Genomic DNA, 23,685 nt, shown 5'->3' on the forward strand with positions numbered 1-23,685 from the left:
CGCCCGACAACGTTTGAGGAGATGTTCGATGCGAGTCCTCGTGACAGGTTTCCCGCATGTCACCCACCTGAACCACCTCATCCCGCACGCTCAGGCGCTGCAGGCCGAGGGGCACGAGGTCGTCGTGGCCTGCCCGCCCGGAGCCGAGGAGCAGATCGTCGCCGCGGGCCTGATCGCGGTCAAGACCGGTGAGCCGGAGCCGCATTCGCTGCAGAACTGGGCGAAGTACGGCCTGCTGCCCAGCCCGGAGGAGATGGAGGAGCTGGCGGCCAAGCTCGACCTGAGCGGCGACGAGCGGGACAACTGGGACGCCTACTACCAGTTCTTCCTGTTCTCCGCCCGGTACTACCTGCCGCCGGAGCCGCGTGAGGACATCGACAACCTGATCGCCTTCGCGAAGCAGTGGCAGCCGGACCTGGTGCTGTGGGAGTCCTGGTTCCCGTGCGGCGGGGTCGTCGCCAAGGCCGCGGGCGCGGCGTCGGGCCGCGTGCTCAACGGCCCGGACTACGGCGGCTGGGCGATCGAGAAGTTCGCCGAGCGGCGGGCCGAGGGGCACGAGACGCCGGTGAACCCGCTGGAGATCTCGCTGCGTGCGCTGGCCGACCGCCACGGTGTCGAGGTCGGCGACGACGTGCTGCTCGGGCACTTCACCATCGACGCGATCCCGGCCGAGTCGATGCGCCTGTCGCGGAACATCTCCACCGTGCCCGTCCGCTGGGTCCCCTACAACGGCGGCGCGGTGCTGCCGGAGTGGCTGCACGAGCGTCCCCAGCGGCCGCGCGTCGCGCTGACCGTCGGCGTCTCGACCCGGGCCTACCACGAGGGCGTCGACCTCATCCCCAAGGTTTTCGAGGCGATCGAGGGCCTGGACATCGAGGTCGTCGGCACGTTCAACGACAACCAGCTGGTCGGCGCGCCGCCGGTGCCGGAGAACCTGCGCATCGTCGACTACGTGCCGTTGACCAGCCTGCTGCCGACCTGCGTCGCGGCCATCCACCACGGCGGCAGCGGCTCGTTCGTGGCCACCCTCGCCGCCGGCATCCCGCACATCATCGCCGACACCGAAGAGCCGCAGCGGATGGTCTTCAGCGGCGAGGGCGAGTCGATCTCGGTCACCGTCACCGAGCGCAGCGTCGACGCGTGGCTCACCGCGCGGCTGGTCAAGGAGACCGGTGCGGGCGTGCAGATCAACCGCATCACCCAGTCCGCCGCGGAGATCCGCGCCGCGCTGGTCGCGGTGCTGAACGAGCCGTCCTACGCCGAAGCGGCCAAGGCCATGCACGACGCGTGGCTGGCCCGTCCGACCCCGGCGGGCATCATCCCGGAGCTGGAGAAGCTGACCGAGTTCCACCGCCCCGCTCGCTGACCGACACACATCGCCCCGGAGCCCGTGATGCGGGCTCCGGAGCGATGTGTGTTGTCAGGTCCACCGCACGCCCGAGAGCGGGGGTCAGCCTCGGCGGAGTTGGCGGGCCAGGCGCACCAGGAACACGACCGCCAGTGCGGCGACGACGGTGATCTCCACCCACATGGCCGCCTCCCTTCTCGCTCGGATGCTCCTTCACTGAGGCGCACCGGAGTGGGATGCGTTCCCCCGACCCGTCCGACCTCACCCGTTCGGTCGGCTAGATCGCCTGGATGGCCGCCCACACGCGGTGCGGATCCAGGTCGACCGGGCGCGGGGCCGGGTCCGGGCGCGTGCGTCGCAACAACACCTGCTGGACCAGGGTGCTTCGGTGCCCGCCATCGACGACGCCCCGCCAGAACACGTGGTCCTCCAGCTCGTCGAACAGCGGCTCCTCGGTCCACCCGCCGACCGTGTCCACCACCGACCGGTGCACCAGGTACCCGCACCCCAGGTACGGCAGCCGTCGCAGGCGGCGGGCTTCGGCGGGCAGGGCGGCGACCAGGCCGTCGACCGGATCGCCGACCAGGCAGTGCGCCACGTCCGTTCCCGGCTCCAGCAACCGCTCCACCAGGAACGGTGAAGCGCGCAGACCGGCGTCCAGCACCAGCAACCAGGGCGCGTCCGAACGTTCCAGCAGCGCGTTCCGGGTGAATCCGCGTCCCAGCGCGAATTCGTGTTCGAGCACGTCGTACGGCCGCGCCGCCGAACTGGTCAGCGCGCCGTCCTCACCGACCAGCAGCCGGCGCGGCAGCACCGTGCCGTTGAGCAGGTCGTTCGCCAGTTCGATCGGGTCCGGCTCGCCAGGCCGCCGCACCAGCAGGACGTCGACCGGCCCGCGCGCGGCATCCGGGAAAACCGGCGCACCCGGGATCCACCGCCGGGTGGCCGCCCGCCGTGCGTAGCGGATCCGGTCGACCGCCATCGCGCACGCCGCCGCGTCCGACTCGCCCGAAGGCCCCTGCGGACCGGGCGCGAACCGCACGTCCCACGAAGGCGTGTCCACCGACAGCGACTCCGCCGCCGACCGCGAACCGACCGCGAGCCGCGTCAGCGGCGTCTCGACCAGCTCCGAGGACCCGGTCACCAAACCGTCGGCCAGCTCCATCAACATCCGGGCCGACCCCGGCAGGTCCAGTTTGTCGCGCACGAATTCGTACCCGGCCAGCCGCAGGTCCCGCTCACGGGACGGCTGCGCGACCAGCGCCGCCGCCGCGGCACCCAGCGCTTCCGGCCGGGCGACCACCAGGTGCTCACCGGGGACCGCGGGCTCCATGTCCGCCGACGGCTCGGTCAGCACCACGCACCCGTTGCACATCGCCTCCAGCACCCGCACCCATTCCAGCGCGACCGTGGTGCCGCGGTGCAGGTTGAGCAGCGTCCGCGAGTTCGCCAGGTGCTCGTGCTTCGCCGAACCGGGCAGGAAGTCGACCCGCGGCGGGCCCATCATCTCGTGCGGTGGCACGAACAACCGCGACCGCACGCCGTCGAGGTCACGCCAGTACGACCCGATCAGCCGCGACCGCCGCCGCTCCTCGGTGCCCAGGTAGGTGACGTCGACCTCGCGCGGGCTGTCCGGGTCGCCGCCCCAGCGGTCCCACAGCGGGGTGTAGCCGAGCTGGAAGTGCTCGACGCGGTTGCCCTGCCGCCGGAGTTCCGCGGTGGAGTCCAGGTTGATGTCCACCCCGCAGGCCAGCCGGGGCACGAACCGCGCGGTCCGCTCGAACGACAGCGTGCCGGGGTGTTCCACGCAGAACCCGATCGTGCGGGCCAGCTGCTCCGGTGACGGCTGGAGGTGTTCCGGGGTGACGATGAAGTACTCGTGCGGCACGATCACGTAGACCGTGTCCGCCTGCGGCTCGGGGAACCGCCCGGCCGCGGTCCGCGCGCGCCCACCGGCCCGGCGCACGGCGTCGGCGACCACGTCGAGCAGCTCGTCCATGAAGACCGAGCCACCGATCCCCGAGACGAAGCACAGGTCCGCCATCAGCGCGCGGTCCGCTTCCGCACGGCTCGCAGCGGCGCGGTGACGCGCCAGCTGATGGTGGCCTTGGTCGCTTCCAGCTCGTTCGACAGCTCCGCCACCTCGGCCGCCAACTGGGCCGCGCGTTCCTCGTCCTCCGGACCGGCCGGCGCGCGGCGGACCGGCATCGGCTGCCCGGCCAGGCTCAGTTCGGCGTCGAGCAGGGTCAGCCGCAGCCGGTCGCGCTCACCGCGCAGGTCGGAAAGCTCGGCACGCAGGGTGTCGCGCTCGGCGCGGGCGGCGGTGGTCTCCTGCCGCAGGGCCTCGGCTTCGGCGCTCTTCTCCCGCGCCTGCACTTCCGCCTCTTCGGCTCGCCGGGTCAGCGACGCGAGGTGCACCTCGGACCGCTCGCCGTTCAAGGTCTCGGCCAGCTCGTCGCGTTCCCCGGTGACCTCGGTCAGCTTGGCTTCGGTCTCGGCCAGCTCGGTGCGCAGGCGATCGCGCTCGGCGGTGTACACCTCGCGCTCGGCACGCAGCCGGGTCAGCTCGGCCCGGACCGGTCCGGGCAGGGTGCTGAATTCACGGTCAGTCATCATCAGTCCCCAAGGATTCCAGCACCTGCGAGTACTCCGCGGCGTATCCCGCCGGGTCGAGGCAATCGGCCAGTTCGGCGAACGCCCGCGCGGCGATTTCGGCCCGTTCCCGCGCCGGCGTCTCCAGCGCGCGGAGCAGGGCCACGGTCAGCGCGTCGACGTCGTTCGGCTCGAACAGCCAGCCCGTCTTGCCGTCCGCCACGATCTCCCGCGCGCCGAACACGTCGCTGGCCACCACCGGCAGCCCGACGCACATCGCCTCCAGGATCGACCGCGGCAGCGACTCCAGGTCCGAGCTGTTCACGAACAGGTCCGCCGCCTGGAACCACGGCACGGGATCGCGCTGCACCTCGACCAGGTTCACCCAGTCGCCGAGGCCCATCCGGCGCACCAGTTCCGCGGTGGCCCGGCCGTACTGCGACTCGTGGTAGCCGACCACGGTGAGCAGCACCTCGGGGTGCCGCCGCCGCACCCGGTCCATCGCCGCGATCAGCCCGGCCTGGCCCTTGCGCGGTTCCATGATGCCGACGTTGAGCACCACCAGCGCGTCCGGCGGCAGGCCGAGCCGCTCGCGCGCCTCGTGCCGCACCCGGCCGCTGGTCCGCCCGTCGAACCGGACCATCGGCGAGCCGTAGCGGATGGTGCGGCCGCGGTGGGCCGGGCTGTACCGCTCGTACATCTCACGGGTGGCGTCGGCGACGAAGGTCAGCTGCTCGACCTCGGCGAACAACTGCTCCCAGCGGGCGCGCACGGTCGGATTCATGCCCGAGCGCCAGGTCTCGTAGGCGAAGGTGCCCAGCGGGAAGCTCTCGTGCACCGCCCAGGTCACCGGCAGACCGGCGCGGCGGGCCGCGTCCACGCCGGGGAACGCGGTGATCGTGTTGACCAGCGCCACGCTCGCGCCGGAGGTCTTCGCGATCAGCGCCAGCTCGGCGATGTGGCCTTCGTAGGCGGCCACGGTGTCCACCTGGTACGGCCGGGTCAGGTGCACGTCGATGCCGAGATCGGCGCAGTCCTGCCGCAGCGGCCCGTCGACCGGCGTCACCACGGTGACCCGCCAGCCGTGCTGCTTGACCAGCCCGTTCAGCAGCTCCTGCAGCCACAGCTGCCCGCCGCCGAGGTTCAGCCCGTGCGCGAAGACCAGCACGTGCCGCGGATCGGCCTCGGTGTGCACGCGGGTCAGCAGGCTGCCCGACCGCGTGCGCAGTTCGGCGGCCAGCTGCTCGTCGTCGGTGTCGCGCGCGGGGTTGCGGACCGTGCAGTAGCGCGCGGGCGAGGTCCATTCGCCGACCTCGTGGTGCCGCAACCGCACGCGCAGCGAGACGCGGTGCTCGGCGCCCGGCGGCAGGTCCAGCGCCACACGTGCCTCGAAACCGCAGGTGCCCGCTTCGCCGTACTTCGGGAAACCGCCCGCCACGTCGGGACGCGGGATGCGGATGCGAGCGCTCATCGGGGCCGCGCCGTCGACCAGCACCTCGGCGAAGCTCGGCGCGTACCCGTCCATCAACGCCCAGCCGCTGACCGGCAGCACGTCACCGGGCACCACGAACTCGGCGGGCGGGTGGTCCAGTTCGAAGTGGACTCTGGGACCGTCGTTCACAGGTCCGCCTTCAGCGTCGCGCCGGCGTCCTTGACCAGCACCATCACGTCCTGGTGGCGGTCCCACGCGGCTTCGTCGTACCCGGCCAGCCGCAGGTCGGGCGCCTCCAGCGCGCGCTGCACGGCCCAGCCGGGGGAGCTGAGGGAGATGCCGTAACCGTCGTAGCCGACGTAGTCGTTGTAGCCGAAACCGCAGGACTTGTACGCCGCGAGCACGCGGTCGATGGCCCGCGCGTCCAGGCCGTATTCCTTACCTGCTTCGGCGCGCATCGCCATCCGGCGGCCGTGCGTGGTGACCACGGCGACGCCGCCGGGAGCCAGCGCGCGCGAGAAGTACCGCAGCAGCGGGCCCCACTGCGGGGCGTCGAGGTGGGTGAGCACCGAACCGCACCAGATCAGGTCCACGTCGGTGACCTGCTCGATGTGGTCGGGGTCCGGGGCGCCGGTGACCGCCCGCGCGCCGAAGGCCTCGGCGCAGCTGGACAGCGCGGCCGGGTCCATGTCGCAGGCGATCAGCTCGGTCGACGGGAAGGCGGCCCGCAGCGAGCGCAGCACCCGGCCGTAACCACAGCCGAAGTCCAGCAGCCGCTTGGGTTCCGGGCGCCCGGTGACGTGCAGCGCGGCGAGCACCGCGCGCAGCGCGTCACGGGAGACGCTGAAGTAGTGCTCGGTGCTGCCGTCGTACATGCTGTCGCCGTCGACGATCGTCGTGTTCACGTCCGCCATCACGCGCGCGACGGTCTCGTCCAGCGTTTCGCTCATCTCTCCACCCCTGGTAGTTCGTCCCGCACGGCCACGGCTTCGGCCAGCCGCTCGTGCCAGGCCGCCCGTATTGTGCCCACTGCCTCTTCGGTCGGGGTGCCCCCGTGCGCCCCGATGGCCTGGAACCGGGCTTCCCGGCCGACCGCTTCGTCCACGTAGTCCGGTGCCACGCCGAGCAGCGCGCCCAGCCAGGCGGCCACGTCGCGGACCGTGCTCGACGGTCCGGCACCCGGCCACGCCAGTCCGGCGAGCCGTTCGGCGGTGAGCAGCAGGCCGCGTGCCACGACGGTCCGCTGGTCCGCCTCGGTGAACCGCCATTCCAGGTCGATCGGCCGCAGTTCGCCGTCCTCGGTGACGATGATGTTGTGCGGCAGCAGATCCCACAGCGCCGGGCCGAGTTCGCCCGCGTGCTCGTGGACCAGGTCGCGCCAGGCCCCCAGCAGTTCCGTGGCGGCCCAGGGGCGTTCGGCCAGCACCCCGACCATGGTCGGGCCGTCGTGGATCGGATCGGTCCACGCCTGCACCGAAACCGGGCCGTCGCCGTCCGGTGCGAGCAGCGGCTCACGCCGGACCTCGTGCCTGGTCACCTCGGCGCCGGTGCACCAGCGTGCCGCGCGATCGGTGTTGAAGTACTTCGCCAGCCTGCCGTCAGGCCACAGCGGGGAATCGCCGGAAACCGTGGCCAGCACGAGGAAGGCGTTCGCCGCGTCCTCGGCCTGGCCCGCTTCGACCAGCTGCGCCCACACCTTCGCCTCGTCGACCGGGCGCGGGGCGTCGAAACCCTCGTCGGCACTGGGCAACCGCGGCAGTTCGATGGCCAGCCGAGGATGGGCCTCCAGCAGCTCGCGGTCGAAAACCACGCGGGCCCAACGGAAATCGGGGAAGCAGCCGAGTACGCGCACGGCGTCGAAACCGGCTTCGCGCAACAGGCGCTCCAGCGGACGGCGAGCGAGCAGCCGGGCGGGACCGCCGAACGGATGGCCTTCGATGGCGTCCCAGCGACGGCCGGTGTGCCGATCCGGGGCACCGGCGAGGTTCCGCACGCCGAACTGGTTCTCCACCGCCAGGCACAGCGTGCCGCCGGGCGCCAGCCGCTCGCGCGCGGTGCGCAGGAACGCGGCCCGTTCGCCGGGAGCCACCAGCGTTTCCAGCATCTCCGCGGCGACGACCACGTCGTAACGGCCATCGGGCAGGCCTTCGAGCACCCGCACCCCGGACAGCCCGGCGGTGCGGTCGACGATGATCTTCGCCAGCTCGGCGTCCGGCTCGACGGCGTCCACTTCGGACACCGTCTCGGCCAGGTACCGGGTCAGCGAACCACTGTCCGCGCCGAGGTGGAGCACCTTGGCGCCGGCCGGGAAGTCCAGCGCGCGCAACAGGTTCGCCCGGCCGCGGTCGAGGTGCCGCCGCTCGCCGGGCTCCCTGGCGGCGAAGTGCAGTTCGTCGCTGAGCGCGGACCGGTCCCCGGCCCTGGCCACGATGGCGCCGGCCAGCGCCGTGGTGAGCCGGGAACCCACCGCCGCCCTCAGCTCGTGACGGGGAAGTTCGCCAGCGTCGCGATGACCTGACGCTGGTAGCTACCGCTCATCGAGGCCTCGGCCTCCTGCGCCGGCGACGGCAGCGGGTCCAGCGAGACGTGCACCTGGATCAGCACGTCCTGCGAGGTCCACACGCCGTAGTAGGCCGCCTTCTTCTCGTTGACGTCCTTGTAGAACTGGACGTCCGACGGGATGTTCTCCAGCGGGTCCTTGACCGCGATGAACTCGAGGTCGTCGAACCGGCCGGTGATCGCGGCCAGCGCGCTCTGCGCCTTGTCCGCGCTCGGCAGGCGGACCGCGCTGATGGAGAACTTGTCCGGGTACGGGCTGTTCGCGTCGGCGCCCTTGACCGAACCGCGCCAGGCGGCCTCGGTGGCCCCGTTGGTGTTCAGCGCGGACACCACTTCACCGTCCATGATGGACTTCTCGCCGAGCTGGGCCAGCTCGATCTTGCCGCTGCCGCCGTCGGCCGTGCCGGGCGGCGCCGGGATGCGCTCGATCAGCGGCGCGCTCGGGTCCACCGCCTTCGGCGTGCTCTTGACCGGCGGGGCCGGGCTGGGCGGCGGAGCCTGCGCGCCGGTGGACTGGGCCACCGGGGGTGTCGGCTGCGGGTCCTCGTCGCCGGAGAACAGCAGGATGCCGCCGGTGACCAGGCCACCGACCACCAGCAGGGCGACCAGCGCGAGCAGGGCCACCTTGCCGCCCTTGCCCTTGCCGCTGGACTCCTCGAACAGTTCGGGACCCTGGCGGGTCCACTCCGAGCTCGAAGTGGGCGCGAGCGGCGGGAACTCCGAGCCGCCCCACGGCGGGCTCAGGTCGCCTTCGGGCTGGTTCCAGCCGGGCTGCGTCTGCTGGGGGTGTTGCTGCTGGTGCGGGTGCTGCTGGGCGAAGCCGCCCGAGTGCGGCCCCTGCTGCTGCGGGTACCCGGGCTGCGCGAAGCCGCCGGCCGGCGAGTTCTGCTGCTGCTGCGGGTAAGCGGGCTGCTGGTAGTTCGGCTGCGGCGGTGCCTGGGTCTGCCAGCGCGGGACCGCCTGCGTGCGATCGACGGCGGGATCGGCGACCCCCGAGACGATCTGCGTCGCCTCGGCGGCGTTCGGCTGCGGCACGCCCTGCGGTGGGCTGACCGGCGCGACCACCTGCGTGGCGTCCGCGCTGCCCGGCTGCTGCTGCGGGGGCTGGAACATCGGCGACTGCTGCGGTTGCCCGCCGTAGGGCTGCTGCTGCGGCGCCTGCGGGGATGCCGGGTTCTCACCCGGCGCGACCGCCGAGGAGAGCACCTGATCCCGGCGAACCCGGTAGTCATCGGCGGAAAGCCGGCCCGAGGCGAGTTCCTCGTCCAGCTTGCGGAGCTCCTCCTGCCAGGACACCCTCTGGCCCCTCTCTTCCGGCGGTGCGGATCTTTTCGCGGCCGCCTGCGACTACTGGTGCGGTGACCTGCGCCATTGTGCACGCCCGGGTGACCGGCCCTCGGATCGGGCCGGACTTCCATCGGGTGACAAGTGGCGCGTAATGCCGAGCGTTCGGCGATTGATAAGTGAGTGTATTCGCGCAAGAGGGGGAGGACCTCGAGTTGACCGAATCCGGTGGGCCGGGATCCGGACCCGCCCCGGCCCAGCCCGCCGGGGCGGCCCGGCTCCGCGCGTTCGCCGCCGTCTGCGCCGGGACCGCGCTGGTCGCCGCGCACGGCTCGCTCTACGGCAACTGGCTCGTCGACGACGCGGCGATCACCTTCGCCTACGCGCGCGACGTCGCCGACGGCGCCGGTCCGGTGCTGCAACCCGGTGGCGACTCGGTCGAAGGCTTCTCCAACCCGTCCTGGCTCCTCCTGCTGGTGCTCGGCAAGCTGCTCGGCCTGTTCGATTCCGGCACGATCCTCGGCGTCCCGGATTACGTGCTCTTCCCGAAACTGCTCGGGCTGCTCTGCACCGCGGGCGTGCTCGCCGCCTGGCACTACGCGGCGAAGGGCTTCACCCGGCGGCCCGCGCTACTCACCCTGGGCGCGGGCGCGGTGCTGGCGGTCATCCCGTCGTACGTGCTGTGGACGGTGTCGGGGCTGGAGAATTCGCTCTACGCATTGGCTGTCTGCTGGCTGGCGGCGATCATCCTGCGCGCGCTGGCCCGCAACGACCTGTCGCGCACCGGAATCGGCGTGCAGGCCGGGTTGCTGGCCGCGCTCGCCGCGCTGACCCGGCCGGACGGCGCGCTGTACGTCCTCGCGTATCCGCTGGTGCTGCTGGTGTTCGCGCGTCGGCACCGGTTGCCGGACGCACTGGCCGCCGGGGTCGCGTCGCTGGTCGCGTTCGCCGTGCCGTACGGCGGCTACCTGGGCTGGCGGTACCTCGAATTCGGCAGGCTGGTGCCGAACACCGCGATCGCGAAAGGACAGGATTTCCCTTCACTGGAAACCTTCGCGCTCGCCGGGGACCTGCTGGCGTACGCCGGTGCGTGGCTTTCCCTGCTGCTCGCCGCCGGGGTCGGCGTGCTGCTGGCGAAGGGCTCGCCGCGACGGGACGCATTGAGCGTGTTATTGCTGTTCCTCGGGTTGGCGGCCGTCGTGTTCTGCGTGCTCGGGCCCGAGCCGAACGGGGAACTCCGGTTCGCCACGCCGTTCTGGGCCATCGGCGCGCTGCTCCTGGTGTTCGTGCTCGGGGAGGCGCTGGCTTTCGCCCGCGGAATCCGCCGGGTCGCGGTGATCGGGGTGGTGGTGCTCGCGTCGCTGCCGACGTTCGCCGCGTTCGCCGACTCCGCGCGCAAGCACGCCGAGGCGCCGATCGTGCCCGCGTGCGTGGTGGCCGAGCGCTACGGCCGGGTGTTCAACGGATACGCCGACGTGCTCGGCATCCGCGAGGGCACGCTGCTCGTCCCCGACGTCGGTGGAACCGCGCTGACCAGCAGGCTGCGCGTGGTCGACCTGGTCGGGCTCACGCACGCGCGCATCGCCGAACTCGCCGGGTCCGGCGATCACGCGGGCCTGCGGGACTACCTGTTCGACGAGGTGAAGCCGACCTTCGTGCACACGCACCAGCCGTGGTCGGAGATCAGCGGCGTCACCGCCGACCCCCGGTTGGACCGCGACTACTACCCCCTGTTCGAAGGCGGGCCCAAGGGCGACTGGGTGCGCAAGGACGCCGTGCCGTCGATGGCGAAGTTGCAGGAGGTCCGCGACTACGCCGAAGTCGTCACCAACCGCGTGCTCGCCGAACGCACCGGGTCGCTGCGTGGTTCGTGCGGGGCCGTGCTCCGCCCGGGTCAGACGCCCTGATCAGCTCGGCGGCAGTACCGCTTCGACCTTGGCCAGCGTGTTCTTGAGCCGCTCCCCGAGTGCGAGTTCCTGGCCGTCGAGACCCTGCGAGACCCACACCGCGACGGCGAGGTTCTCCGAGTTGTACCAGGTCGCGTTCATCCGGCCGATGGTGTTCGCGCCGGCCAGCGCGCTCTTCTCCGGGGGCATGCCGAGGTCGAGCCGGGTGAACCCGGTGTCCGCGGCGGCCTCGCGCAGCTCGTCGGCGATCTTCTTGCCGCCCTCCGGCGAACCGGCGGGCACCACCATCACCAGGTACCCGTCGTTGCCGTCCGAGCTGGACCGGTAGACCACCTCGGTGGCGCCGTTCTGCTTGAACATGTTCGCCGTCTCCGGCGCGTACAGCTTCAGCTGCGTGCCCTTGTCCACGGGCATCGTCGAGTTGTTGACGTTCTGCGTGCCCGGCAGCGCGGGCAGCCGCTGCTCGATCGGCAGGTCGGCGGGCGGTGGGGGCAGCTGGCTCGACGGCGCGGGCACGGTGGCGGACGCCGGTGGTGGCGCGGCCGCGGTGCCCGCCGGCTCGTCCTTGGCCAGCAACCACACGCCACCGGCCAGCAGGCCACCGGCGAGCAGCAGGCCCACGCCGAGGAACAGCCAGGTGGAGCCGTTGCGCCGGGAACCGTGGTCGTCCTGGTCGTAGTAGTCGGGCTGGTGCGGCGGGTGCTGCCAGCTGCGCTGGGCTTCGGTGGCGTAGGGGCGGGTCGGCTGGTGGGCCGCCACCGGGGAGACCACGCTCCGGCCGCGCGTGAGCCCGCGCGGCGGCACGGCCATCGATTCGGTGACCCGCTGGTCGGCCGGGCTCGGCGCGGTGGTCGGCCGGTCGCCGGAGAGCAGCGCGGCCGCGTTCGGCGGCTGCCTCGGGTCCTGGTTGCCCAGCGGCAGCGTCGGGCGCGACTCCACCATCCTCGGCGCCGGGCGCCCGCCCGCGATCGCCGCGGGCGGCTGCTTCCCCTGTCCGGCGGGCATCGGCTGACCCGCCACCGGGATCCGCGGCAGCACGGCCGTTTCCTGCATGGCTTCCCGTGCGGCCGGGTCGTCCGGCGCGCGCCTCGGCGCGGCGACCGGGGACGTCGAGCCCCCGCCGGACGCCGCGGCCAGCAGTTCGTCACGCATCTTGCGATGCTCGGACGGCGTCAGGCTGCCGTCGGCCAGCTTGGCGTCGAGCACCCGCAGCTCTTCCTGCCAGCCCATCGCATGCTCCATGGTCGGTCTGTTCGGGGGGACCAGTGTGCCCTACAGCAGGTTACCGGTCCCCGGATCGGGTGAGTTCCGGCTCGGCCCCCGCTCGCCGGGCCTCCCAGCGGCGGAAAGCCCGCGCGAGCGGACGCTCGACGAACCGGTGCAGCAATTCCGTTGTGACGGCGAGCACAGCCAGCCCGATGCCGAGCGCCGGCCAGAAGCCCAGCGGGCCGGCCAGCAGGTTCAGCGCGCTCAGCACCACGGCGAAGTGCAGCAGGTAGACCGCGTACGTCCGATCCGCCAGCACCTTGATCACCCGCGAGCGCGCGATCCGGCCGTTCGCCCTGGTGCACAACAACAGGAGCAGGAGGATCAGCACCAGCGTACGCACGTAGGCGGGGCCGTCCGGGGTGCCGCTCCAGGTCGCCGCCGCGCGGGTGGCCAGCCACAGGTGCACCAGCCCGAGCGCGATCGCGGGTACCGGCGCGAGCCGCTTGCCGCGCACCAGCATCACCAGTTGGCCGAGGAACAACACGGGCAGGAAGGAGGCGATGATCCGCAGGTGCGCCGGTCCGGCGGTGGACGGGTCGTTGGTGACCGAGATCAGCACCGAGACCAGTGCCGCCGCGATGGCCGGCGGCAGCCACGGCCACCGGCGCAGGAGCGGGATGGTCGCGGCGGCGAGCAGGTAGAACACCACCTGCACGGTCAGCGTCCAGGTGACCGCCAGCAGCGTGGACGCGTCCTCGAAGCTGTAGTTGAGCAGGCCGAGGTTGAGCAGCAGATCGCCGAAGTCCGGCGGCTGGTTCACGCCGAGCGCGCCGGTCAGCGCCAGCACCCAGGCCAGCAGGATCGCCACCCACAACGCCGGGAACAACCGCACCGCGCGGCGCGCGAGGAACTGCCCGGAGGTCTCGCGGGTGCTGACGTGCGTCACCACCACGCCGCTGATCACCAGGAACGAGCCGACGCCGACGAACCCGAGCAGGTCGTTGAGGTGCAGTGACGCGACCACCCCGCCCTCGATCAGGTCGGCGACCCAGAACTCGTCCGAGCCGCGCATCTTGGCCCAGCCGGCGACGTGGTTGTAGAGCACCGCGACCGAGCAGAGCACGCGCAGCACGTCGAGCCCGTGCATGTAGTGCGAACCGCGGGCGGGCGCGGCGGGCCGCGCCGGGCGGGCGGCTGTCTGGGTCACACCGCCTCCCGGGTGCGCTGGAACAGGAGCCGGGAACCGCGGTGCCCGGCTTCGGCGAGCAGGCCGACCCCGGCGGTGGCGAGCACCAGCCCGGCCGGGTGGGGGAGCAGTTCGGCGAGCGGGTGCCCGACCGCCGCGTACAGCGGGATCAGCCACCACACGCGCTCGGCGAGCCAGCCGGCGACGGGGTTCGCGGCGATCCGCTCGGCCGTGGGCCCGGCCAGCAGGAAGGCGACCGCGCCGAGCAGCACGGCGTAGGTCGCGGCGAGCGGGTACCACCAGCCGCCGAGTTCGGGCACCACCCGGTCGGCGATCGACACCACGGCGAGCACGGCGGCGATCAGCAGGCCGCAACCCCAGGCCGGGAGCAGCCCGGCGCGGTTGGTGTGCAGCAGTTGCCCGGCGACGAAGAGCGGGTAGAAGGCGGCCGCGGCGGGCAGATCGGGCACGAAACCGGTCAGCGCGACGGCGTTCAGCGCGAGCACCAGCTGCGCCAGCTGACCGGTCCACCGGTAGCCAGGCGGCAGCAGGTGCGTGCCCCTGGCCAGCAGGAACCCGATGAGCGTGAGCACGGCGAACCAGCCCAGCGGCACCAGCCCCGCGGTCGGCGGCACCAGGTGCAGCACGACCACCAGCGCCGCGATCGGGTACAGCTCGCGCGGCGAGCGCCCGGCCGCCGCCGCGTACCCGGCCGCGACCAGCAGCAGCATCAGCCCGAGCGGGCCGAAGTCCTCGCCGAGCCCGAGCGGGCGGGCGATCCAGTCCCTGGTCACGTCGAGCACGGCGAAGCGCTGGTCGTGCAGGTCGGCCCACTGGCCGAAGAGGTAGCCGTACGCGGTCAGCACCGCCGCGCTCGCGGACAGCAGGGTCACCGGCGTTCTCATCGCGGCTCCCCGGCGGGGAACTCGCCGGTCTGCTTGCCGAGCAGGGCGCCGAAGGCCGCGTCGATCTTCTCGCCCACCAGCCCGGCTTCCCCGGAGGCGTCGATGCGCAGCACATCGCGGCCGCGGACGTAGTGGGCGTGGTACGAGATCGTGGGGGCGTCGGGCGCCTCGGTGAACCGGCGAACCGTGACGCCCTCGGGGGCCGGGGTGACGAGCTGGTGCCCACCGGCCGCGTAGATGCCGTCGAGGGCTTCCTTGGTGACTTCCGGGTGCGCGTCGTCGCGGGCGGTGAACCGGCTGAGCAGGAGGTTCACCCCGTTCTCGCGGGTCATCCGCAGGTGCGCCGCGGCTACTCCGGTGGCCACGAGCTTGTCCAGCTCTTCCTGGCTGAAGAGCTGGTAGGTGACGAGCGAGGAGAGCTTGCTGCTGCCGCGGTCGATCAGCAGGTCGCCGGGTGGCGTGACCAGCGGAAACGGCGGCGGGCCGGGGCGGCGCGGCTCGGGGTCGGCCAGCTCGATCGGCTGGACCACGGCCTCCGGGTTGGCGCCGCTGCCCCAGGCGAACCAGGCGGCCGTCGGCGGGACCGCGAGCGCGACGAGCAGCGCGGCCGTGACGACCACGCTGCGTTTCCCTCCCCGGTCACCCATAGTGGCTCTCATGGTGCGTGATCAGCTCCGGCGAGGGCAGAGCCGGGGTGCGTACAGTGGGGATATGACCTGGTTCGGACGTGACAAATCCCGCTCCGTCTCGGCTGAGGAGGCCCTTCCCGGCCGAGCCGAACCGCTGGTCACCCCGGACTTCCACGCGGTGTTCCCCGACCGCCGCATCAAGCCGCCGTTCCCCGAGGGCCTGCGCACCGCGGTGTTCGGCCTGGGGTGCTTCTGGGGCGCCGAGCGGTTGTTCTGGCAGACCTCCGGCGTGTACTCGACCGCGGTCGGTTATGCCGGTGGTCACACGCCGAATCCCACGTACGAAGAGGTGTGCAGCGGGCTGACCGGGCACACCGAAGCCGTGCTGGTGGTGTTCGACCCGGCGCAGGTGTCGTACGAGCAGCTGCTGAAGGTCTTCTGGGAAGGCCACGACCCGACGCAGGGCATGCGCCAGGGCAACGACGTCGGCACCCAGTACCGCTCGGCCGCGTACTACGCGGACGAAACGCAGCGCGCGGAACTCGACGCCTCCCGCGCCGCCTTCGAGTCGGCCCTGAAGTCGGCGGGCCACGGCACGATCACCACCGAAATCGCCCCGCTCGGCGAGTTCTACTACGCCGAGGACTACCACCAGCAATACCTGCACAAGGTCCCGAACGGCTACTGCGGCCTCGGCGGCACCGGCGTCTCGTGCCCCATCGGCCTCGGCGTCACCGAAAGCTGACCGCGGGCATAAAGAAGCCCCAGGCGCATGCGGCAGAGGCGACACTGGGGCGTTCGCTACAGACAGTAGCATCTCCGCATGCCATCCGTCGATGTCGATGTGGTCTGGGACATGCTTTCCGAGCCGCGGATGGCTCCCTACCTCGCCACTGTCGGCTGTGACAAGGCGAAAGCGCTCGAGTTGTACGAATGGGGCAGCCGGACGTCCTCGGCCGCGTTCGAGGTGGTCGGACACCTCGAGGTGCTGCTGCGCAACGCGCTCGACCGGAGTCTTCGCCGGCACTTCCGTGAGGACCAGCGCGGCATCCCGTGGTTCCTGCTGCCCACTCCCGGCGGAGAGCACGTCGCCGAGGCCGTGGCTACGGTTCGTGAGCGGCTTCGGCCACTGGGCCAGGAATCCCGGCACCAGATCATCGCGGGCCTGAGCTTCGGGTTCTGGTCCGGCCTGCTGGGCACGAGGTACGAAGAACTCTGGCGCGACTGCCTTCATCGCGCGTTCCCCAACTCGTCGGGAAAGCGCAAGCAGGTCGCGGTGGCGGTCGAGCGGGTGCGGAAGTTCAGGAACCGGCTCGCGCACCACGATTCAACGATCAACGTCGACATACCCTTCGAGGTGCGGCAGATCTTCGACCTCGCGGCCTACATCGACGCCGATGCGGCGAACTGGCTGAAGCAGCGCAGCACCGTGATGGCCGTGTACGCCCAGCGGCCGGTGACCATCGCCGACACCGTGGCGGTGCCCGCCAGGCAGGCCTGGCCGCTGTACCAGGACTGCCGTGCCTACGTGTGCCAGTCCGGGCGCGCCTTCCGCCCGGTCGAGCGCGTGGCCTTCTACGCCGATCGAGAGGTCAAGGCCGACGTTCCCGCCGTGTTGCACCGACGGGACAACGTCGAGTGAACCCTCGACGAAGCTTCCAGGCTCAGCCGGTCGGAAGACCGCTGGGACCGGAAGGTCGCCGCGGTGATCAGTGCGTCCGCCGCGACCCTCACCGGCGGCCGGTACCAGGTGTTCCTGCTCACCGCTCCCGGGCACCCGGATCACCGGAGTCTCCAGAAAGCGCTGCCCCACCACGCCACCGGCCGTGGTTCCGGCTTCGTGCAGAAGCAACGGTATGTGTCACTCCACTCGTTGGAGACCGCGGTGGACACCACGGACCTCCAGGTTTGAGTCACTCCCGGCGGAGCAGGTCGTAGGCGGCGGCGCCGATCAGTTCCAGTGAAACCTGCAGCCGCTCCAGGCTGACGTTGTCGGCGATGGTGTCCTCCGGCGTGTGGTACGTCGGCTCCAGGGCCGCCGGGCCGCTCTCACCGCGCCAGCTGAAGTTGCCCGAAGCGATACCCCGCTCGAAGAACGGCACGTGGTCGCTGGAGCCGCGGGCCACCGGGCCCTGGACGCGCGGGTCGTAGCCGAGGCGTTCCGCCGCCGCGCCGACCGCCTGCGTGACCGCGTTGTCCGCCCCGTCGACCGACAGCAGCCAGTAGACCGTCGCCGGGTCGTGGCTGGTGGCGACCATGTCGTTCTGGAAGCAGCCCTCGATCCGGCTCGCCTCGGCGTCGGACAGGTTGTTCACGTAGTACCGGCTGCCGATCAGCCCGTACTCCTCCGAACCCCACAGCGCGAAGCGCACCGCCTTGCGCGTCGGCAGGTAGCGCAGGACGCGCGCCAGTTCGAGGCACAGCACGGTCCCGCTGCCGTCGTCGTTCGCGCCCGGCGAGCCGGGGACGCTGTCGTAGTGCGCGGTGACCATGACCACGCCCTGGTCGTCACCCGGCACGGTGGCCGGCCGCTCGGCGATCACGTTGTACGAGGTCAGGTTCGTGTAGTGGTCCGATGACAGCTCCAGCCGGACCGCGCCCGACCTCAGCCGGTCGCGCAGCTTCTCCGCCTGCACCTGCGCCAGGCCGAGGACCGGGATCCGCACCGCGGTCGGGAGGGTCGGGGAGAACGCCGACAGCTTGCGGTCCGCGGTCGCGCTCAACCGGCCGACCAGCACCGCCGCCGCGCCGCGCTGGGCGGCGAGCAGGTAGGCGTTCGCGTCGTTCGCGACGCCGGCGTAGAAGGCGATCTTGCCGGTGAGGTCGGCCGGGAAGCTGTCCGGCGCGCCGCTGCCGACGTCGACGATCTCGCCTTCGAAGGTGGCGTTCTGCGCACCCTGCGGCGAAGAACCGGTCTGCCAGGTGTCGTCACCGACCCGGATCCGCCCGAGGAACTTGTCAGCGACGGGGAACGGCTGCACGGTCACCTGGTACCGCAGTTTCCGCAGCGTGCTGGCGATGTGGTCGCGCGCCTTCAGCTCACCGGCGGTCCCGGCGATGCGCGGGCCGATCTCGTCGCTGAGCACCTTGAGGTGTTCGAGCGCGCGCTGCGACCGCACCCGCGCGACCACGGGGTAGTCGCCGAAGGCCAGGTCCGGTTTGGCCGCCGCGCCCGGGCGCTGCCGCTGTCCCGCGGCCGCTGCCGTGGCCGGGTTCAGGCCGATGGCGGCCGCACCGGCGAGCGCGACGGCCCCCGTCATCACGTCGCGACGTCGAATCCCAGCCATGTGCACCCCATCGGTCGGTGTTTCCCCAGCGTTGTCCGAACCTTAGGAACCCGGTCGAAACCAGGACAACCGCCGAACGTCGGCATGGGCCAGGGGGCAGGTGTCACACGGGGGCCGCATCCACCCGATTGCGACCCGAAGAATCCCCAGCTCCACGGGCATTTTTCGAACATATGTTCTATACTTGGGGGAGTCGCGCGGGAGTGCTGGGAGGCGCTGTGGCCTATGTAACTTTGCCCACCTTCGTCAGTTGCAGCAGCAGTGCGGGCGCCAAGCGCGCCACGCTGGTGCGGCGGCAACGGCGGATGTACGACAACCCGGAGCCCTCGGGCTTCGACTTCTACCGGCGGGCCGCCGCGGCGATCCGCACCGGGCGGGAGGCGGACATGGACGCCGCCGCGATGGACATCCTGGTCGCGAACGCGACCCCGCGGTCGGCGCCGCACTACCAGGCGGTCGCCGAAGGCTGGCTGCGCTACCTCGGCCGCCGCAAACCCGCCGTGCTCAACGTCGGGCGCGGCCGGTGGCGCTGCGGTGGGCTGGAGGTCGGCATCACCCCGCAGTTCGGCCTGCGCTCGGCGAACGGGCAGGACCACGCCGTGCACCTGTACTTCAAGGAGGAGCCGCTCAACCGGGATGCCGCGCACCTGGCGCTGCGCCTGATGGAGCTGCGGATGAAGGAACTGCTCCCCAGCGGCGGCGAGCCCATGGTCCTGGACGTCCGGCGCGCGAAGCCGTACACCCTGGGCCGCCGGGACCGCGACCGCCTGGACCACTGGATCCGCAGCGAAGCCGCCGCCTTCCTCACCCTCTGGGAGCCGGTCGCCTGAACGTGTTGCGTTCACTGCGTTTGTTGCGTTTGTTTCCGACGGACTCGCTGGCGCAGTGCGAGCCTGTTCGACCTCGCGCTGGACCTGATCGGGGTCGACGCCAGGGCGGCCTGGGGAGCGTGCGGGTGAAGTCGTGACCTGGGGTTGAGTAGGTGTACTCAAGACATCGCGGCTGTGGTGGCGGACCGTTTCACCCATGGGTAAAGCGGTTTCGTCCTCAGCTCCGACCACCGGGGCCTTCTTCGCGCAGGCGGCCCTTTCGTTCGGCATCGCGCTCGTGGCGGTGGCGGTGGGGGTCGCGTTCCTCCCGGTCGACCCGTGGATCCGGGCCTTCCTCGCGGTCAGCATGCTCTTCGCGATCACCTCGGCCTTCACCCTGGCGAAGGTCGTGCGCGACCGCCAGGAGGACAGCTACCTGGTGAGCCGGGTCGACCAGGCGCGGCTGGACAAGCTGCTCGCCGAGCACGACCCCTTCAAGGAGCCGGCTTAGCCGCTGGACCTAGGCTCTTGACATGTTCGAATACCACGGGTGGGTGACGATCCAGGTCAGCGCGGACGGCGACGAACCGGACGGGCTGCTGGAACGCGCCGTCGACCGTGTCGGCCGGGTGGTGCGGGAGTTCGGCAACGCCCAGCTGGTGGACCTCCGCTACGCCAACGGCGTGCCGGTGCTGCACCTCGGCGGGGTGCTGAAGCGCCCGAGCACGGTGGGCGCCTCGCTGCTGCACCTGTTCATCCGCGTCGGGGAGCTGGCACCGGCCTCCTACGGGCTGCTGCACGTCCACGACGACGAGGATTTCGCCCACGGCAACGAGTTCCGTGTCTACCGGATGGTGCGCGGGCAGGTCACCGAATGCGCCGACCCGTTCCTCTCGCCGGTGGTGCCGACGGTGGCCGACGCGGACGCCTACGCCGAATTCTGAAACCCGGGACGGACCGGCCGCTGCAGGGTGGCAGGCCGGCCCGTCCCGGAGTCTTGTTCAACTGACGGGAAAACTCAGAACTGCACGTCCGCGCACTGGTAGAACGCGTTGCCGGTGTCGGCGATGTCCCACACCGCGAGCACCAGGTGCCTGCCGGACTTGGCAGGCAGTTTGCCGGTGTGCGTGACGGTGAAGCCGGGGCGCTGACCGTTGAACGGCACCGAGTAGAACGGCTGGCTCTCCAGCTGGTCGCGGGTCAGCGGGGCGGACGGGTTCCAGCCGTTCTTGGTGATGAAGTAGCGGAACGACGTGGTGGCGTGCGCCGCGGTGAGCGTCCAGCTGAAGGTCAGGTTCGACCCGCTGCCGACCTGCTTGGCAGGCCAGCTGCCGCCGCGCGGGTCGTCGAGCTGGGCGAACTGCCCGAGCCCGCCCGCGCAGATCTTGCCGTTGGCCGGGCCCGCCGCCGGGAAGCCCTTCGGGCCCTCGACGCTCTGCGGTTCCCACTGGATCGGGCCGCAGTTGGCGACCGCGCCGGTCTTGCAGTGGTACGCGCGGCTCGGCGCGTTGGTGGTGTAACCGTGCCCCTGTGCGACGCCGGCGAGCACCACCGGCAAGGCGACGCAACCGGCGGCGACGGCGGCGATTCTGCCCAGGATCTTCTTGGCCATGCTTGCTCCTTGGTGGATAAGCGAAGCGATTCGGGGGGAGCTGGGTCCACCGAGTTTAGGTGACCACCGTCACCGTGGTCTAGACCACGACACAATTGGACTAGACCAAGATTCCACCCCACACGCACCGTGGCGCCCCCTACCCCCAGCCACCCCCATTCGGCCGCACCCCCACCCCCAAACCCACCCCCCATCACACCCAGTGATCACCCCGCCCCAACTCCACCCGTCACGCACCACCAAGGATGGAGAAAGGCTTCGCAAGCAGACCGCTCAACAAATCAATGGCCGCAGGCCGAGACGACCCACCAGAAAGTCGATCAAGAGCACCAGCAGGAGCAGCCCCGATGGCCGCAGGCCAAGCCGCGCCAGCAGAAGCGCCCCGATGGCCGCAGGCCGAGACGGCCCAGCAGAAGTCGATGGCCGCAGGCCAAGAGAACACAGCAGGAGTGGTTCCGATGGCCGCAGGCCGAGCCATGCCAGCAGGAGTAGGACGATGGCCGCAGGCCGAGCCACACCGGCAGAAGTGGTTCCGATGGCCGCAGGCCGAGCCATGCCAGCAGGAGTAGGACGATGGCCGCAGGCCGAGCCAGACGGGGGTCCGGGGGCTCGCCCCCGGCCGGGGTGTGGGGCTTGGCCCCACAAAGGAGGATTCGAGGATCGACCCCGGGGAAGGCGGAACGCCGAACACCGGGCACGGAAGATCGAGAGCGGACGACGGGACTCGAACCCGCGACCCTCACCTTGGCAAGGTGATGCGCTACCAGCTGCGCTACGTCCGCCTGCCCGGCGGTTTCCGCCGGTGCGGGGCAAACTATACAACGGTCCGGGAGGGGCACTTTTACCCACCCGGACTGTGGCTCTTTGGTTACCCTTGGCGCACGAGGGGTGACGGCCACGAGTTCGCTCCGTATGGTGTCCACATTCAACCGAACGGGTTAGCGTTTGGCGGGGAGGTGCCTGGCTGGATGACCGAGCAAAGTACGGTCCCGCCGCCGGTTTCCGGTGAGCCCGCGCTGCTGCAACGACTCCGGGACGGGGAAGACGCGGCGTTCGGCGAGCTGTTCGAGCTGCACGCGGCGGCGGTGCGGCGGTTGGCGCTGGGGCTGGCGTCGGATCGGTCGGAGGCCGAGGACATCACCGCGGAGACCTTCTTCCGCGTGCTGCAGGCGTTGCGCCGCGGGTCCGGTCCGCGTGACAACGTGCGTGCCTATCTGCTGACCGTGGCCCGCCGGGTGTCGTGGGAGTGGCACGGCGCTCGCCGCGATGTGCCGGTCTCCGAGGACGAGTTGACTCACCGGGCCGGGGCGGGCGCCGACGCGCACGCCCGTACGGCTGAGCACACGCTGATCACCCGTGCCTTCACCAGCTTGCCCGAGCGTTGGCGGACCGTGCTGTGGCAGACCGAAGTGGAGGGTGAGCAGCCCGCGGTGGTCGCGCCCCACTTCGGTTTGAGCGCGAACGCGACGGCGGCGCTGGCCCGCCGCGCCCGTCAGGGGTTGCGTGCGGCGTACCTGCAGGCGCACCTGTCGGTGCACCGCGGCGCGGACGGCTGCCGCGCGGTGATCGAGAAGCTCGGCGGCTACACCGCGGGCAGCGTCACCGGCACCGAGGCGCGCCGTATCCAGGCGCATTTGCTCGGCTGCTCCTCCTGCCGCGCCACCGCGGACGAACTGCGGGAGGTCTGCTCCTCGCTTCGCGCGCACGCCGGCGTGATCGTGCTCCTGCTGCCCGTCTCCGCGCTCTCCTTGGAGGGCCTGCAGGCGGGCGGTCTTCTCGCCGGGCTGAAGGGGCTGCTGGTCGGCTCGAAGATGAAGGTCGGCATGGCGCTGGCCTCGACCGCGGCGGCCGGTGCGGTCGGCGTGGCGGTCGGCCCGCTGGTGGACCACTCGGCGCAGCCGTTCCACCTCGGCCTCCCCGGTCTGGGCGGGCAGGAGCTGATCGCCGCCGAACCCGCGGCGGTGCCGCCCGACCGGGTGCAGACGCCGGTGGTCGCCACCGAGTCGCTGCACAACCAGGCTTCCCCGCCGGTGCCACCCCTGCCGCAGCACCCGGAGGTGCAGCCGGGTCCCGGTCAGCTGCCCGCGCTGCCGGGCGGTTCGGCCGGCGGGGTGGTGCTGCCCGGCGAGCACGACCTGCCCGGCACCGTGGATCTCCCGGGCCCGCCCGGCGACGACCCGATGGTGACCGGCCCGGACGACCCCGGCGTGGGCAACACCCCGCGCGACGACGTCGACCCGCCCACGGACGAGCTCCTGAGCACCACCGACGTCCCGGAGACGACCGAGCCGGCGACCTCGGTGCTGCCCGCGCCGACCAGCGGCATCCGGCCGACCAGGAGCGGTGACGCCGAGGTGCCCGCCGACGAGGTGACCGACTCGCCACCGACAGCTACCGGCGGGTGACTTTCCGGTCTCGCGCTGGACGAGCGGCTCGCGGTACCGTGGTCTGGCTCGTGCCGCGCTGCTCGCCTGGAGGCTGTGGATGAACCGCCTGGTACATGGTGCCGACGGTCGTGATTGGGTTCTCCGGAGCCAGCTGGAGTGGCGGCCACCCGCCACCGCGGACGATTTCGAGCACGACGTGGCCGGTAGCCACGCCCCCGGTATCGCCATGCTGTTCGTCACCGTGGTGCTCGCGGTGATCCTGGTGGTGTGGACGCCGGAGGACGTGGTGGTGCCCAGCTGGGTGCTGCTGGCCCTGCTGCTGATCGTGATCTTCTTCCCGCTGCGCTGGATCCTGCGGCGGCCGTGGACCGTGGTCGCCGAGACCGAGGGCGACGCCACCGGTGAGCGCCCGTCGGAGCGCTGGGTGGGCACCGTTCGCGGCATGTTCTCCGTGCGCGGCGAGATGAGCCGGATCGCCAAGACCATCCAGAAGCACTCGCTGCCCGATTTCGACGGGCCCCTGCACCCGGTGGAGTAGG

22 protein-coding genes and 1 tRNA gene are annotated in these 23,685 nt (G+C 71.5%); 10 read left to right on the plus strand and 13 right to left on the minus strand.

Annotation, left to right across the window (positions count from 1 at the left end):
* Positions 1 to 28 precede the first annotated feature (28 nt).
* The gene (locus tag L3Q67_RS11505; protein WP_499189496.1) at positions 29 to 1,366 is read left to right on the plus strand and encodes a glycosyltransferase family protein; all 1,338 of its coding nucleotides are present in this window, start codon (positions 29 to 31) and stop codon (positions 1,364 to 1,366) included.
* 259 nt (positions 1,367 to 1,625) lie between these two features.
* On the opposite strand, the gene L3Q67_RS11510 is transcribed toward L3Q67_RS11505, so the two are convergent.
* Genes L3Q67_RS11510 through L3Q67_RS11535 form a run of 6 tightly spaced genes read right to left on the minus strand, consistent with a single transcriptional unit; the run spans position 1,626 to position 9,227 of the window.
* Complete coding sequence (locus L3Q67_RS11510; protein ID WP_499189497.1) at positions 1,626 to 3,392, minus strand: glycosyltransferase family protein; 1,767 nt, start codon at positions 3,390 to 3,392, stop codon at positions 1,626 to 1,628.
* Positions 3,392 to 3,961: a hypothetical protein gene (locus L3Q67_RS11515; protein WP_499189498.1), complete on the minus strand. Its 570-nt coding sequence runs from the start codon at positions 3,959 to 3,961 to the stop codon at positions 3,392 to 3,394. Before L3Q67_RS11515 ends, L3Q67_RS11510 begins: the two co-directional genes overlap by 1 nt.
* Positions 3,954 to 5,561 carry a glycosyltransferase family 4 protein gene (locus L3Q67_RS11520; RefSeq protein WP_499189499.1) on the minus strand — a complete coding sequence of 536 codons (1,608 nt, stop codon included), beginning with the start codon at positions 5,559 to 5,561 and terminating at the stop codon, positions 3,954 to 3,956. The genes L3Q67_RS11515 and L3Q67_RS11520 overlap by 8 nt, the downstream gene beginning before the upstream one ends.
* The gene (locus L3Q67_RS11525; protein WP_499189500.1) at positions 5,558 to 6,322 is read right to left on the minus strand and encodes a class I SAM-dependent methyltransferase; all 765 of its coding nucleotides are present in this window, start codon (positions 6,320 to 6,322) and stop codon (positions 5,558 to 5,560) included. The genes L3Q67_RS11520 and L3Q67_RS11525 overlap by 4 nt, the downstream gene beginning before the upstream one ends.
* Positions 6,319 to 7,839 carry a class I SAM-dependent methyltransferase gene (locus L3Q67_RS11530; RefSeq protein WP_499189501.1) on the minus strand — a complete coding sequence of 507 codons (1,521 nt, stop codon included), beginning with the start codon at positions 7,837 to 7,839 and terminating at the stop codon, positions 6,319 to 6,321. The genes L3Q67_RS11525 and L3Q67_RS11530 overlap by 4 nt, the downstream gene beginning before the upstream one ends.
* A gap of 8 nt (positions 7,840 to 7,847) precedes the next feature.
* Positions 7,848 to 9,227, minus strand: coding sequence for a flagellar basal body-associated FliL family protein (locus tag L3Q67_RS11535; protein WP_499189502.1), 1,380 nt, complete (start codon positions 9,225 to 9,227; stop codon positions 7,848 to 7,850).
* 203 nt (positions 9,228 to 9,430) lie between these two features.
* Here L3Q67_RS11535 and L3Q67_RS11540 point away from each other — a divergent pair, with 203 nt between their 5' ends.
* A complete protein-coding gene (locus L3Q67_RS11540) occupies positions 9,431 to 11,122 on the plus strand; it encodes a hypothetical protein (RefSeq protein WP_499189503.1) in 1,692 nt (563 codons plus the stop codon).
* Here L3Q67_RS11540 and L3Q67_RS11545 read toward each other — a convergent pair whose 3' ends face one another.
* The 4 genes from L3Q67_RS11545 to L3Q67_RS11560 are packed head-to-tail and all read right to left on the minus strand — an operon-like array spanning position 11,123 to position 15,069.
* A complete protein-coding gene (locus L3Q67_RS11545; protein WP_499189504.1) occupies positions 11,123 to 12,352 on the minus strand; it encodes a hypothetical protein in 1,230 nt (409 codons plus the stop codon).
* 52 nt (positions 12,353 to 12,404) lie between these two features.
* The gene (locus L3Q67_RS11550; RefSeq protein ID WP_499189505.1) at positions 12,405 to 13,538 is read right to left on the minus strand and encodes an acyltransferase family protein; all 1,134 of its coding nucleotides are present in this window, start codon (positions 13,536 to 13,538) and stop codon (positions 12,405 to 12,407) included.
* Positions 13,535 to 14,422 carry a hypothetical protein gene (locus L3Q67_RS11555; protein ID WP_499189506.1) on the minus strand — a complete coding sequence of 296 codons (888 nt, stop codon included), beginning with the start codon at positions 14,420 to 14,422 and terminating at the stop codon, positions 13,535 to 13,537. The genes L3Q67_RS11550 and L3Q67_RS11555 overlap by 4 nt, the downstream gene beginning before the upstream one ends.
* Positions 14,419 to 15,069: a hypothetical protein gene (locus tag L3Q67_RS11560; protein ID WP_499189507.1), complete on the minus strand. Its 651-nt coding sequence runs from the start codon at positions 15,067 to 15,069 to the stop codon at positions 14,419 to 14,421. The genes L3Q67_RS11555 and L3Q67_RS11560 overlap by 4 nt, the downstream gene beginning before the upstream one ends.
* A 64-nt stretch (positions 15,070 to 15,133) precedes the next feature.
* Here L3Q67_RS11560 and msrA point away from each other — a divergent pair, with 64 nt between their 5' ends.
* The 3 genes from msrA (at position 15,134) to L3Q67_RS11575 (ending at position 16,963) form a co-directional block, all read left to right on the plus strand.
* Complete coding sequence (gene msrA, locus L3Q67_RS11565) at positions 15,134 to 15,796, plus strand: peptide-methionine (S)-S-oxide reductase (protein WP_499189508.1); 663 nt, start codon at positions 15,134 to 15,136, stop codon at positions 15,794 to 15,796.
* 78 nt (positions 15,797 to 15,874) lie between these two features.
* Positions 15,875 to 16,693: a hypothetical protein gene (locus L3Q67_RS11570; RefSeq protein WP_499189509.1), complete on the plus strand. Its 819-nt coding sequence runs from the start codon at positions 15,875 to 15,877 to the stop codon at positions 16,691 to 16,693.
* 63 nt (positions 16,694 to 16,756) lie between these two features.
* Entirely contained in the window at positions 16,757 to 16,963 is a 207-nt protein-coding gene (locus L3Q67_RS11575; RefSeq protein WP_499189510.1) for a hypothetical protein, read from the plus strand.
* A 1-nt stretch (position 16,964) separates the two neighbouring features.
* On the opposite strand, the gene L3Q67_RS11580 is transcribed toward L3Q67_RS11575, so the two are convergent.
* Positions 16,965 to 18,338 (minus strand): zinc-binding metallopeptidase family protein, encoded by a 1,374-nt coding sequence (locus L3Q67_RS11580; RefSeq protein WP_499189511.1) that lies wholly within the window; start codon positions 18,336 to 18,338, stop codon positions 16,965 to 16,967.
* 218 nt (positions 18,339 to 18,556) lie between these two features.
* Between L3Q67_RS11580 and L3Q67_RS11585 the strand changes: the two genes are divergently transcribed.
* From L3Q67_RS11585 to L3Q67_RS11595, 3 genes are all read left to right on the plus strand, one after another.
* A complete protein-coding gene (locus tag L3Q67_RS11585) occupies positions 18,557 to 19,168 on the plus strand; it encodes a hypothetical protein (RefSeq protein ID WP_499189512.1) in 612 nt (203 codons plus the stop codon).
* A gap of 196 nt (positions 19,169 to 19,364) precedes the next feature.
* Positions 19,365 to 19,658 carry a YiaA/YiaB family inner membrane protein gene (locus L3Q67_RS11590; protein ID WP_499189513.1) on the plus strand — a complete coding sequence of 98 codons (294 nt, stop codon included), beginning with the start codon at positions 19,365 to 19,367 and terminating at the stop codon, positions 19,656 to 19,658.
* 22 nt (positions 19,659 to 19,680) lie between these two features.
* A complete protein-coding gene (locus L3Q67_RS11595) occupies positions 19,681 to 20,091 on the plus strand; it encodes an Imm7 family immunity protein (protein ID WP_423576848.1) in 411 nt (136 codons plus the stop codon).
* A 74-nt stretch (positions 20,092 to 20,165) separates the two neighbouring features.
* Here L3Q67_RS11595 and L3Q67_RS11600 read toward each other — a convergent pair whose 3' ends face one another.
* Complete coding sequence (locus tag L3Q67_RS11600; RefSeq protein WP_209663311.1) at positions 20,166 to 20,759, minus strand: lytic polysaccharide monooxygenase auxiliary activity family 9 protein; 594 nt, start codon at positions 20,757 to 20,759, stop codon at positions 20,166 to 20,168.
* 709 nt (positions 20,760 to 21,468) lie between these two features.
* Positions 21,469 to 21,541, minus strand: a tRNA-Gly gene (locus tag L3Q67_RS11605).
* 186 nt (positions 21,542 to 21,727) lie between these two features.
* On the opposite strand from L3Q67_RS11605, the gene L3Q67_RS11610 reads away from it, so the two are divergent.
* Entirely contained in the window at positions 21,728 to 23,164 is a 1,437-nt protein-coding gene (locus L3Q67_RS11610) for a sigma-70 family RNA polymerase sigma factor (RefSeq protein WP_499189514.1), read from the plus strand.
* Between the two features lie 79 nt (positions 23,165 to 23,243).
* On the plus strand, positions 23,244 to 23,684 hold the full coding sequence (locus L3Q67_RS11615) for a DUF983 domain-containing protein (RefSeq protein ID WP_499189515.1): 441 nt from the start codon (positions 23,244 to 23,246) through the stop codon (positions 23,682 to 23,684).
* The last annotated feature ends 1 nt before the right edge of the window (position 23,685 follow it).

The organism is Saccharothrix sp. AJ9571, from assembly GCF_021725495.1.
Lineage (GTDB): Bacteria > Actinomycetota > Actinomycetes > Mycobacteriales > Pseudonocardiaceae > Amycolatopsis > Amycolatopsis magusensis.

Coding starts and splice junctions, on each gene's coding strand:
- L3Q67_RS11505 (WP_499189496.1), top strand. CDS start 29: ATGCGAGTCCTCGTGACAGGTTTCCCGCATGTCACCCACCTGAACCAC.
- L3Q67_RS11510 (WP_499189497.1), bottom strand. CDS start 3,392: ATGGCGGACCTGTGCTTCGTCTCGGGGATCGGTGGCTCGGTCTTCATG.
- L3Q67_RS11515 (WP_499189498.1), bottom strand. CDS start 3,961: ATGACTGACCGTGAATTCAGCACCCTGCCCGGACCGGTCCGGGCCGAG.
- L3Q67_RS11525 (WP_499189500.1), bottom strand. CDS start 6,322: ATGAGCGAAACGCTGGACGAGACCGTCGCGCGCGTGATGGCGGACGTG.
- L3Q67_RS11545 (WP_499189504.1), bottom strand. CDS start 12,352: ATGGGCTGGCAGGAAGAGCTGCGGGTGCTCGACGCCAAGCTGGCCGAC.
- L3Q67_RS11555 (WP_499189506.1), bottom strand. CDS start 14,422: ATGAGAACGCCGGTGACCCTGCTGTCCGCGAGCGCGGCGGTGCTGACC.
- L3Q67_RS11560 (WP_499189507.1), bottom strand. CDS start 15,069: ATGGGTGACCGGGGAGGGAAACGCAGCGTGGTCGTCACGGCCGCGCTG.
- msrA (WP_499189508.1), top strand. CDS start 15,134: ATGACCTGGTTCGGACGTGACAAATCCCGCTCCGTCTCGGCTGAGGAG.
- L3Q67_RS11570 (WP_499189509.1), top strand. CDS start 15,875: ATGCCATCCGTCGATGTCGATGTGGTCTGGGACATGCTTTCCGAGCCG.
- L3Q67_RS11580 (WP_499189511.1), bottom strand. CDS start 18,338: ATGGCTGGGATTCGACGTCGCGACGTGATGACGGGGGCCGTCGCGCTC.
- L3Q67_RS11590 (WP_499189513.1), top strand. CDS start 19,365: ATGGGTAAAGCGGTTTCGTCCTCAGCTCCGACCACCGGGGCCTTCTTC.
- L3Q67_RS11595 (WP_423576848.1), top strand. CDS start 19,681: ATGTTCGAATACCACGGGTGGGTGACGATCCAGGTCAGCGCGGACGGC.
- L3Q67_RS11600 (WP_209663311.1), bottom strand. CDS start 20,759: ATGGCCAAGAAGATCCTGGGCAGAATCGCCGCCGTCGCCGCCGGTTGC.
- L3Q67_RS11610 (WP_499189514.1), top strand. CDS start 21,728: ATGACCGAGCAAAGTACGGTCCCGCCGCCGGTTTCCGGTGAGCCCGCG.
- L3Q67_RS11615 (WP_499189515.1), top strand. CDS start 23,244: ATGAACCGCCTGGTACATGGTGCCGACGGTCGTGATTGGGTTCTCCGG.